General features: G+C 47.4%; 9 protein-coding genes. 8 read left to right on the top strand and 1 reads right to left on the bottom strand.

The features are described 5' to 3' along the window. Positions 1-370: 370 nt before the first annotated feature. Positions 371-937 (bottom strand): hypothetical protein, encoded by a 567-nt coding sequence (locus tag AC1S52_RS05680; RefSeq protein WP_482028037.1) that lies wholly within the window; start codon positions 935-937, stop codon positions 371-373. A gap of 878 nt (positions 938-1,815) precedes the next feature. Between AC1S52_RS05680 and AC1S52_RS05675 the strand changes: the two genes are divergently transcribed. The 8 genes from AC1S52_RS05675 to AC1S52_RS05640 all read left to right on the top strand — a co-directional run bounded on the left by AC1S52_RS05675 (position 1,816) and on the right by AC1S52_RS05640 (position 11,267). Next, positions 1,816-4,698, top strand: coding sequence for an ATP-binding protein (locus AC1S52_RS05675; RefSeq protein ID WP_482028036.1), 2,883 nt, complete (start codon positions 1,816-1,818; stop codon positions 4,696-4,698). A 157-nt stretch (positions 4,699-4,855) separates the two neighbouring features. After that, positions 4,856-5,542 carry a COP23 domain-containing protein gene (locus AC1S52_RS05670; RefSeq protein ID WP_482028035.1) on the top strand — a complete coding sequence of 229 codons (687 nt, stop codon included), beginning with the start codon at positions 4,856-4,858 and terminating at the stop codon, positions 5,540-5,542. A gap of 239 nt (positions 5,543-5,781) precedes the next feature. Next, complete coding sequence (locus AC1S52_RS05665; RefSeq protein ID WP_482028034.1) at positions 5,782-6,894, top strand: glycerate kinase; 1,113 nt, start codon at positions 5,782-5,784, stop codon at positions 6,892-6,894. A 292-nt stretch (positions 6,895-7,186) separates the two neighbouring features. Then, a complete protein-coding gene (locus tag AC1S52_RS05660) occupies positions 7,187-7,534 on the top strand; it encodes a Uma2 family endonuclease (RefSeq protein WP_482028033.1) in 348 nt (115 codons plus the stop codon). A gap of 408 nt (positions 7,535-7,942) precedes the next feature. Beyond that, on the top strand, positions 7,943-9,025 hold the full coding sequence (locus AC1S52_RS05655) for a Gfo/Idh/MocA family protein (protein WP_482028032.1): 1,083 nt from the start codon (positions 7,943-7,945) through the stop codon (positions 9,023-9,025). Between the two features lie 143 nt (positions 9,026-9,168). Next, positions 9,169-9,273, top strand: coding sequence for a DUF4351 domain-containing protein (locus AC1S52_RS05650; RefSeq protein WP_482028086.1), 105 nt, complete (start codon positions 9,169-9,171; stop codon positions 9,271-9,273). Between the two features lie 437 nt (positions 9,274-9,710). Continuing rightward, positions 9,711-10,391 (top strand): DUF1517 domain-containing protein, encoded by a 681-nt coding sequence (locus tag AC1S52_RS05645; protein ID WP_482028031.1) that lies wholly within the window; start codon positions 9,711-9,713, stop codon positions 10,389-10,391. Positions 10,392-10,427: 36 nt separating this feature from the next. Continuing rightward, entirely contained in the window at positions 10,428-11,267 is an 840-nt protein-coding gene (locus AC1S52_RS05640) for a hypothetical protein (RefSeq protein WP_482028030.1), read from the top strand. Positions 11,268-11,283: the final 16 nt, after the last annotated feature.

Here is an 11,283-nt window from a genome sequence, read left to right as displayed (position 1 = left end):
TCTCAGTAAGTTTAACCCTGGGGTACTGGGAAGAATACAGAGTGTAAGTATCTAAAGATTCCAGCAATTCTGGCGAATACACTTCTGTATCGAAGAATACACAAAATTTCTTACCCCTTATACCACGCTTACGTAGCAGGTCAACCAACCTGACTGGGGTAGCAAAAAAACTTTACTCTCTCCAAAAGGAATTTTACTTAGCAAACATTGTGTAAAAAGATTTCCAGGAGTAATTGACAGAAAGCTATCGAAATAGTACATTAATACCATTCCGCTTCATCACTCCTTAAGCGAAAGCCCCCAAAGACCTCCTGGGGGCTTATTTTTTATCTAGAGCTTTATGGGAAAAGTTTACTTCACTGACGGAGCCCTAGCAACTCTGTTGATGAATCCCTCTCGCATGGAGAATGTGTTCAGCGCGAAAAATATCTGCCCTTGTGCCTGCCACAATTAGCAGGTAGTTTCCCTTAGAAATTTGAATGGCGTATTGTTTTGCCTCATTTTCAGTAATGCCGAGGCTGACTAATGCCCCAACTAGCCCACCCGTTGCGGCAAATGCACCTCCACTTAACAGGACAGCGGCAAGCTCAACTCCCACCACTGCCGCTCCTGCACCAGATAGCAGTGCCAACCCTAAGCCCAGTAAGACCCCGCCTAAGCTGCCAGCAAGGCTACCTTTCAGTAAAGCTTGCCTAAAGCCCCCTCTGTTCCTTGTGATGTCATGCAAGGGCACCTGGTGCAGCAGTTCCCTGGCTTGAGAACCCCCCAGAGACTGCTCCGCATTTAAATCATGATTGCCAACTAAAAAAACTTGGGCTAAAGGAAATCCCGAAAAAACCAGTTGGTCGAGTGCTTGCCCCGCCGCTTCGAGACACGGAAAAACTCCGATGATTCCCCGTTGCCGTCCAATGCTTGTTTTTTGATTAAGAAAATACATAAAATACTTTTTAATTCTGTAACTTCTAATACTATTTTATCGATACTTGAACCTTCGGAGCGTCAAATTCTTTCTGTTTTGTCAGGGAAATTTGACTTCGATTCAACTATGAGGTTGTCTCAAACCCACCGGATGATAGGAATGAGCGCTTTTACTGTTATGCGAAAAATCCAGCTTTAAACCTCAATCCTGGTTGAGAGCCGGAGATTTTTCTCAGAAAAAGCTATGGGTTTCTAAGTTGGTGAGGTTTTAGGATTGAGATGTAGAGTTGTGAGAGACCCTCAACTGCTCGATAGGGGGATATATGGATATCTGGGCATACTCGCGATTGATAGAATTTATCCGGAGAACTGTCATTGCCTAGCTCAGGACTAAGCTCAATCCAAGACTGACTCCGGAGAGGTTTTGGAAGGATGGCTTTTGGTGTGGATTCTTCAGCGCGAGTTACCCTGCATCGACTGGATCATTTTATCCAAGCGCATTGGAGCGATCGCAGGCAGCGGACTAGTTGAGAATCTTCCCCAAATTCACTAAGGAGTACAGATTAAATAACCGTGATAATTCCCCATAGAGCGAAGTATTTGAAAGATAATCTAATGGGGCTGAATTGTTTTTTGCCCAAACGTTTCGCTCCTACAAAATTTCGGGCTTCGATTTAAACCTCACTAACTTAGAAACCCGTAGTTTTTTCTGGGAAAATCTCCAACTTCTCCACTTAGATGAGGGCTAATCCAGATTTCTATAGCAATTGGCTGTGAAGCCAATACTGGGTTCTCAGATCAAGTAACCACAAAAATTTAAAGCAGGGATGGGGTGGTTAGGTAAGGCAGGCTAATGAAACTGGCGAGGAATACGTTCAAATAAAGAAAACCGCAGATATGGGACTGAAGCAGCAGCGGATGAAGTTATTTCGATCGCACCTTTGGCATCGATCTGCTCTGGGATTATTGCTGCTACTGGTTGCTGGTTATGTGGGCAACCTGACCCGCTGGACATTGTTTTTTGATATTGATTTCATCTTTGGCTCGATCGCCGTATGGTTTGTGGTTTGCCTGTATGGGGTCAGATGGGGAACGCTGGCAGGGTTTGTTGCAGCTAGTTGCACCTATTTTCTCTGGAATCATCCCTATACGATCATTACCTTTACCTGTGAAGCGCTGTTTGTTGGGTGGTTTTTTCACCGCTATCGCCAGAACATTGTCTTATTGGATGGCATTTTCTGGCTTTTGATCGGGATGCCGCTTGTCTGGCTGTTTTATGCACTCGTGCTCCAAATGGATCCGGAGCAGGCACAAATTATTATGTTGAAGCAGCCAGTGAATGGCATTTTCAACGCATTGATTGCAAGTCTGGTGCTGACGCATTTGCCAGTTCATCGTTGGTTGGGGCGCCCCAGGGCAATTAACACGCTCTCCTTCCAACAAACGCTGTTTAATTTGCTCGTTGCCTTTGTTTTTTTACCTTCATTGCTATTAATTGTTTTAGCAAGCCGGGGGGTCGTTGATGGCATCAGAACAACGGCTCAGGTAGAACTCAGCCGCTCAACTGCCTATGCCTTAGCTGAAGTACGGTACTGGTATCAGCAGCAATTCCAGGCGGTAAATGAGTTGGCTCAGATTGTCGCGGCTGGGGGGGTAACCCAAGACAGCCACTTAACTCAACACATGGCGCTGTCTCAGCAGATGCTACCAGATCTGGTTAGTTTGACGATCAGTGATGGGAATGGGCAACCCTTTTTGAGTAGTCCGCCTGGAGAGACCGGGGCGATCGCCAATCCTGCCAATCAGCCCTATCTAGAAACTGCCAGAAACACCCTGGAGCCAACGCTGTCCAATGTGATCAAGGGAGAGCAGAAACCTTCCCGCATCATTTTGAATGTCCCCATTGTCCAGAATGGAAACCTTCTCGGCTTTGTCGTTAGTGAAATCGAGTTGACCCGTATTAGCGCTTTACTGGCAACCAATGCTAAAGACCAGGGAGTAGAGGTTACGCTAATTGGGCGCAATCATTCAGTGGTTCTCAGCACTCAAACTGAACGCACGCCTGGGCAATGGCTTGATCTTCAACAGGAAGGGACTATTTACCCCCTGTCCCACCAGACTTACCAGTGGTTTCCGACTAAGGGCAGCCGCCTGATGATGGTGCGTTGGATGAAGTCTTTCTTTGTGCAGGAAACACCCGTTGCACCGGGCTTACCCTGGACATTGATGGTAGAAGATTCTGCCACACCGAATGTCCGCTATATCCAAAGCATCTTTACTCGTAATCTGGCAATTGTACTGGCGATCGCATTGCTGGCACTCCTCTTTTCAGTATTGATCAGTCGTCAGTTAGTCCGTCCCCTATCCCAACTGGCATTGGTGACAACAAACTTGCCCAGTAAACTGCTATCAGGAGAACCAATTGATTGGACGGATAGCCAGGTGACTGAAGTGGCATTGCTGGTGCGCAACTTCAGAATGATGTCAACTACCTTATCTCAGAAGTTTTTAGAGATTCAACAGGCTTTAGACTACGACGCTTTACTCAAGCGAATTATCGAGAAGGTGCGCGATAGCCTGGATGAAGAGCAGATTTTGCAAGCGGCTGTAGAGGAACTGGCAACCGTTTTGGATGTGGAGTGTTGCAATACGGATGTTTATGACCTGGAACAGCAAACCTGTCTGATTCGTTGTGAATATACCAGGACTTTGCCACCGATTCAGGGACTGGTGATTCCTATCTCAAGCCTGCCCGATGTTTATCGCCAACTCATACAAGGTCTAACCTTTCAGTTTTGTATGGCAATTCCCAACCCCGCCCGTCCGCAGGCTAAGCCAACAGCGATTTTAGCCTGTCCGATTATGGATGATCAGGGAGCTTTAGGCGATTTATGGGTGTTCAAGAATGCGCAAGAGGTATTTAACCAGCAGGAAATTCGTCTGGTGCAGCAGGTGGCAAACCAATGTGCGATCGCAATCCGTCAGGCTCGTCTCTACCAGACGGCGCAAATTCAAGTGAGGGCACTGGAAGAACTCAATAACCTGAAGGATGACTTTTTGAGTACGGTTTCCCATGAGTTGCGAGCGCCAATCTCCAATATGAAGATGGCAATTCAAATGTTGAAATTGACCACAGGTGAGGAGCGGCGCGATCGCTACCTCAAAATTTTGCAAACAGAGTGCGAACGAGAAGCCGATTTAATTAATGACCTGTTAGACCTACAACGCTTGACCGCAGGCACCCAGGCTTTGAATTTAGAGCCAATTGACCTGCAAGAATGGGTTGCCCAAATTGCCGAGTCTTTTCAAGAACGTACCCTCAGCCGTCAACAAGTGTTGCAGATTGAAGTCGCTCCCGAGTTTCCCATCATCCTGTCCGATCCTGCCTGCCTGGACAGAATTTTGAACGAGTTGTTAAACAACGCCTGCAAATATACCCCTCCGGGTGAACGCATCAAGGTATCCGCTAGAACTGTTAAGAATCATGGGATTGGGAGGGAAGAACAGCGACCAGATTTGTCCTTTGTCCCTTATCCTTCATCTTTTGTGTTAGATGTCTGCAATTCTGGGGTAGAAATTCCAGCGAATGAGTTGAGCCATATTTTTGAAAAATTTTACCGGGTGCCGGGAATTGATCGCTGGAAACAAGGTGGTACAGGGCTTGGGTTAGCACTTGTGCAGAAAATGACCGAACATCTAGGCGGCAAAATTTATGTAGAAAGTGGTGCCAATCAGACCTGTTTTACTGTTGAACTGCCAGTCAGCGCTTTGATGAATTGATGAATCGTGGCATTTTCTCTAGGGTTTCCGGATGGTTTTCTGGCGGCTGAGATAAATAGCACAGAGGGTTGCTGATCAGGATGCTGGGTTTCCCCACGTCAGAGTAGCCTTCCGTCAGTCGTGCTCAATTCCTGAAAATCACGAGGTGAAAACCTGTATGAAACTCCCACTGTGCTTAAAGTTGCTTGCTTCGGGAACGATCTCGCTAGGGGCGATCGCTGCCACTCATCAACCAGCCTCTGCCTGCCCAGTAGACGATCCGGATCCCTCCTGCCTCCACTCCCAAACTTCTATCCAAACTACGCCTTCTCCCGCTTATGTCGTTCCGACCATTCCAGTAACCTCCCTACCGATGCCGATGGCATGTATGGATGAAGCGGTATCCTGCCAGCCGTCTGCGATCGCCCTGCCACAGGTAACTTCCGACAGCTTTTTCTGCAATCGGGACAGTCAGGGTAAACCAACGACGTTTATTTCAACCCCCAATGGAGTGTATCCACTGATTAACTGGGTTTCTCACTACTTTGCCCGTTCTGGCTTTGACCCACAAGTGCGCTGTCAGGATGTATCCAATCGGTTTGACCGCTACTACCGGGAAGGCAGACTGAACTACATCACCACAGGAATAATCAACCGGCATCCTGTGGTGTGTGTTGCCAGCGAAATTGGAGGTCCCTGCACCGGCATTCTGTTGACCCTGAAGCCGAATGAGAATGCCAGTCAGTTGGTTCAGCAACTCTTTAATGTGCGGGCGAGTATTCCTGATTCTGTGTATACCAGCGGCACCCGTCAATACATTGATGTCCGCCGCTACCTGGAATCCGCCAGAACGCCCCAGCTTTAGCAAGGTGAGGGGTGCTGTTGAATAGCAGTATGAATTGAAACGAGGTTTCAATTTATACTGCTCTCAACTCATACCCAAAATCAGCAACGCCAGGTGAGGGAATTAGGAGCGAGGGGGGGAATGAGGATAAAGTTTAAGAGTTAGGAGTTGTGAGTTAGGAGTTCGGGGTTGAGCATTTACCTGACCCCCGATCTCTGACTCCTGACCCCTCACTCCTGACCCCTCACCCCTCACAAACAGTGAATCCAGTTAAACGTCTACTAGCAGAGGGTTCCCTTCCCTTCAACGAATGGCAAAAGTTAGAAGAATTGACGCTTCAGGATAAACGCTGTGCCAGAGCATTTAGCATCACTCCAGAGAACGTCAGAGAGCGATTGCAGCAGCGATCGCAACTGCTCCAGGCTGCTTATCCAGAGTTTAACCAGTTTAGCCAGACTTGGGTTCACTCGTCAGATAGTTTGCTAGACATCCTGTGGCATCTCTGGCTACCACTTGCCCTGGATCTGGCAAACCGCCGTCAGGCTCAAAGCCGCCCTTTTGTTCAGGGTATTCTGGGGGGGCAGGGAACGGGCAAAACCACCCTGGGAACCATTCTTACCCTGTTGCTCAAGTGTCTGAGTTACCAGACGCTCAGTCTCTCTCTGGATGATCTTTACAAGACCTACCGAGATCGCCTGCTTCTGCGTGAACAAGATCCTCGGTTAATCTGGCGTGGACCACCGGGCACCCATGACGTTGAATTGGGTAAGCAGGTATTGGATCAACTGCGTTATCCCACGCCCGGTCAACCGATTGCAATTCCCCAGTTTGATAAGTCGCTGTATGGAGGGGCGGGCGATCGCATCGCGCCAAAACTCGTATCTAACATTGACATTGTTTTGTTTGAGGGCTGGTTTGTTGGGGTTCGTCCGATTGACCCGGTTCGGTTAAACACAGCTCCCGACCCTATCACGACAGCCGCAGATCGGACCTTTGCCCACGATATGAATACCCATCTATTTGATTACCTTCCCCTCTGGGAACGGCTGGATAGCTTGATGGTGCTTTATCCCACCGATTACCGTTTCAGTAAACAGTGGCGCAAACAGGCAGAACAGGAAATGCGAGCGATCAGCAAACCTGGAATGAACGATCGCGAAATTGACGAATTTGTGAATTATTTCTGGAAAGCCCTTCATCCCGAACTATTTATTAAACCTCTGGTGCAAACTCCGGACTATGTTGACCGGGTGATTGAAATTGATCAAAACCACACACCCATAGCTGTATACCGGGCAGGCGATCGAGGAGACAATTTCAGTAACCCTTACAATAAGGAAAACTCAGGGATTTTTACGGGGCAATCACCATGACGCTGCCCACCATCACTGAAGACTCTATCTTGCTTTCTCCCGGCGATGAACTGATCCTGCAACTAGAACCTGGCAGGACTATGAAAACCTGCTAGTTCGCCGTCAAGATCATACGGGATTGAGAATTCGATACAACAGCAATATTCAAGAAATCCGAATCATGTCACCACTACCGGGGCACGGAAAAAAGCAGATTTGATAGCGGATCTGATTAAAGTATTGCTCCGGTATCAGCACAAAGAGTGGGAAGCTTTTACACCCATTACCCTGAAACGGATTCCGCAGCAGGGCGTTGAGCCTGACTACTGGTTTTTATATCCAGAATCGAGAGCACATTTTAGGGAAGCAGCGTATTGATCTTGAAATAGATCCTCCCCCTGATCTTGCAGTTGAGATTGACCTGACTTCAACAACTCAGCTAGAAGACTATCAATCCATTGGTGCAAGCGAGTTATGGATTTATCGCTGGCATCAACTTTTCATTGGTTTATTTGATGGACAGCACTACCAGGAAAGCCAGACCAGTATTCAATTTCCCAATACGGACGTAAAAAAACTGATCCCAGAATTGGTTGACCGGGGTTGGCAAATTGGTACCAGTGTTGTCCTGCGAGAATTTGAGCAGATCAATCCCGCATAAACCGATTCGCCAATGTATGGCTGGCGGATGCGGTGAGTTTAATGCAAGTCTTCCTCGCTGAATGGGATCTGGTTATTTAAGCTTACGGTTGACTTGCCTCACAACCCTCCCTTTTTCAACATAGGGATAACCTACAGCGAGGGGCGATCGCACTTGAAGCTTTGATAAAGATGCCTGATCTATACTTTCAATCCCTGCTCAGCAAGGCTAAAAAGAGGTAAGAGAATAACTCTATAGCTATTTAGCTATTAGATTTTAGGGTTGACATCTTATCGCTTGATGCCTCGGCAGTACAGGTTCCTGTGGGGAAACAGCACCTCCAGGGTACTGGCTATCACGATACAAAAGCCTAAACCCTGTTCAAAAAATATCGATTTAGATTCGGCACTTTAGACTTAAGGACAAGCTATGACACTTAAAGTTGCAATTGCAGGAGCAGGACACATCGCTGGCGTTCACGCTAAAGCCGTCCACTCTCAAGGCGGGAAGTTAGTGGCAGTGATTGAAAAGTTTGCGGAACAAGCTGCCACATTCGCTCAAAAATTCTCTATCACTAATCAGTACAGCACCGTAGAAGAAGCGCTGGCTGAGGCAAAGTTTGACGCATTGATCATTGGTACACCCAATTACCTGCACGCCCCTCAAGCGATCGCAGCCCTCAGTGCAGGAGTCCCTGTGCTGGTCGAAAAACCAATGGCATTACATGCCACCGAAGCTGAGCAAATGCAGGAAGTCAGTTTAAAGGCAAATGGGTTGCTCATGGTAGCGCACTGCTGGCGTTTCGATGAAGAAACCCTATGGCTCAAAAATCAGACCAGACAATTAGGCAAAATCATTCGCACCAAGAGTTATGGTGTCCATACCCACTGGGGTCCGGGCGGATGGTTTACCCAAAAGCAACTATCTGGCGGTGGAGCAATCGCAGATATAGGCATCCATGCCCTTGATACAACCCGCTTCTTGCTAGGAGATCCTCAACCTGTCAGCGTCTTTGCTTCGATTGGCACCTATTATCAAGACTCCGATGTAGACGATACAGGAGTCATTATTGTCAATTGGGATAATGGAACAACTTCTTACATTGAATCAGGCTGGCATCAGCCCTACACCGATGGACCCCAAGCAAGCACCCAACTTTATGGCACACGGGGTTTTGGTCAACTCTTTCCTACTCGCTTACTACTGCCAAACCTGAAGCCTGAAAATAGTTTCACGCAATTTCTACCTGCTCGCTTGCGGTACAGGTTGAAAAGAAAAGAAGTGACAGAGCTTAAGTCTGGATTTAAGTTCCCGCGAAAGGCACACTATTCGCAATCAATGTACGATCGCCAGATGGCGCACTTTTTTAAGTGCATTCAAACTAGTCAAACTCCAACCCCTGGTGCAGCAGAGGGGTTAGTCAATATGAAAATAGTGGATGCAGCCTATGAAAGTGCAAGAACAGGGGAAGTCGTGACATTAAATGATGAATTAACGCTGATCAAACGCTAACATTACACGGGAACAGAAAAATGATGTGAATTGGGATAGTTGGAGCTAGCAGATGCGTCAGTACTCGGTCAGTGGAGATGCTGTATAGCGAGGCGACAGCAGAAGTTCGACCAATCGTGCATTCTGTTAATAGGGCAACGTAGATTGAAACCCTGCCACTGGCTCAACTGGAGGCATTAGGAAAAGCATTGTTGAATTTCTCCACTCTGACTGATTTAGAGAATTGGTTGATAGAGCAGGGGCAGTAGGCGATCATCGATAGACAGCACAACCCGAATATCACACTCTTTGGAGAGCGATCGCTTTTGCAAAGCCACACTCAAACTGCTGGGTGTTAGGTTTCGCTGTAACTGAAGGGTGAGGGAGGAAAAGCTTGACGCTGCTCAACATAACCCACAAGATCGGCGATCGTACTGGTATAACCAAGAGCGTCGTTGGTATTTTCTTTTGTAGAAATCGCCTAAAGAAGCTTAGATAAGGACATCTAGATCTCAATTTTCAGAGCTTAGAGATCCCTCAGAATCGTCTAACCCCTCGGGTTCACTTCAAGGTACGGCTATAGCTGGATATCCGAACCCCCATTTTCAGCGGAATAGAGGCTACACCTGAGGTAGATAACAATTGTTGGAATAGACCATAGATTTGAGAATAGGCACCAGTTTCTTCACCTACGAAATGTATTCTGATGCCGATCAGTTGCTACTTACAGCGAAATCTGGCATTTAACTTCTATCACCTGATCTTTGACCAAAGAGAACAAAAAATGACTTCATGGCGCGATCGCCTTAATCAATTGGGTGGCAGAACTCGGTTTGTCGTCTGTCGGCTATTTATCCATTTAGCTGGAAAAGAAGTTGCAGTGCTGCTTGGAACGCTCAACCAGGCTGCCCGTGAAGCTGTCGCTGCCGAGGGTGATTTGGATGTTTTAGGAGAAGGACTAGTCGAAATTGGTCAGAGCTTGCTGCAATACGACGCCTACTGGCAGGCAGCCTCAAATGAGGGGGATGTTTTCTGGGATGAAGGCGAAGCGGGTGATTACGTCACTGATTTGTTTACGGATTCTGCCCAGCGTTACCTCAGTGCTCCAGCGTTTAATGAAACCACGGATGAAGACGAAGCCTTGTCTCTACCCATAACCTCCAACCTTGTTGTCATGGTGACAGTTGCCTATGAAGGTGAAGCTCCCGAACTGGAAACTGATCTCTCCGATATCTCTGACCTAAAAGCTGGACTTAAAACCCTGATTAATCTGCATTATCAGCAACGGTTGCGAGCAATTCAAGTTCATTTTTCTCCAGCTCAACTGGGAGATGAACTGACATCCGATCAAATTCTGCTTAACTTTCCAGAACTGATTCCACTTTAGCGATTGTTCCCTGTTCAAAAACCATTTCACTGACCTATGCTACGCAAATTCCTTGCTTACTCAATTGCATTAACTTTAATTGTGACAACCACGGGATGTGGTGGTTCTGGTGTTAATGAGTCTTACTCAAATCAGCAACCACGATCAGAAGTAACTTCGGCTTCCTTCGAAAATCGTCTCTCCGATGGTCAATATCCTGTACAGCAAGCCACCTACAACGATGGTAACGGTGAATACTCGATCGTTTTGCTGAATACGAAACCGGGCGAATCGTCTGTATATCACACCTTAAATTTGCCGATGGCTCGATTAACGAATGAAGAAGCGTCATCCGGGCAGAAAAGCTACCTTAAAGTTGAAAATGGTCAGCCTTCTCTGCATTTAGCTGAAGATTTCAAGATTGAGTATGTGCATAATGTGACAGAGGCACAGACGAATCCCAATACAGGTCAACAAGAGACCGTTATTGTGCGCCAGGAATCTAGCTTTTGGACTCCCTTTGCAGGGGCGTTGGCTGGTCAAGCACTGGGAAGTCTGCTGTTTAGACCACAGTATTATGTACCACCCGTTTATCAGCCTGGGGGCGCTTTGATTGGTTTTGGCGGTTACGGGTCATCTTACAACCAGGCAGTACAGCGTTATCAAACTCGCTATAATACGCCTCCTGCCGCGGTTCGAAATCGTCAGGCTTTCCGAACAACAGGACAGATGCGATCGCCCACTTCTACCAGATCCAGACCTCGCACTACTAGTGGTGATCGGGCGACAGGTTCAGGCTATGGAACCAGTACCTTACGTCGCTCCGACTCTTCCAAGAGAACCTACCGTCGCCCCACCAGCGGTTTCGGACGATCCCGCAGTTTCAGAAGGCGCTAGAAACTCAAGTTACTAG

This window comes from Kovacikia sp. CALU 1929 (assembly GCF_056784235.1).
Note: the sequence above shows the minus strand (reverse complement) of the source record. Positions and strands in the feature narration are given on the sequence as shown.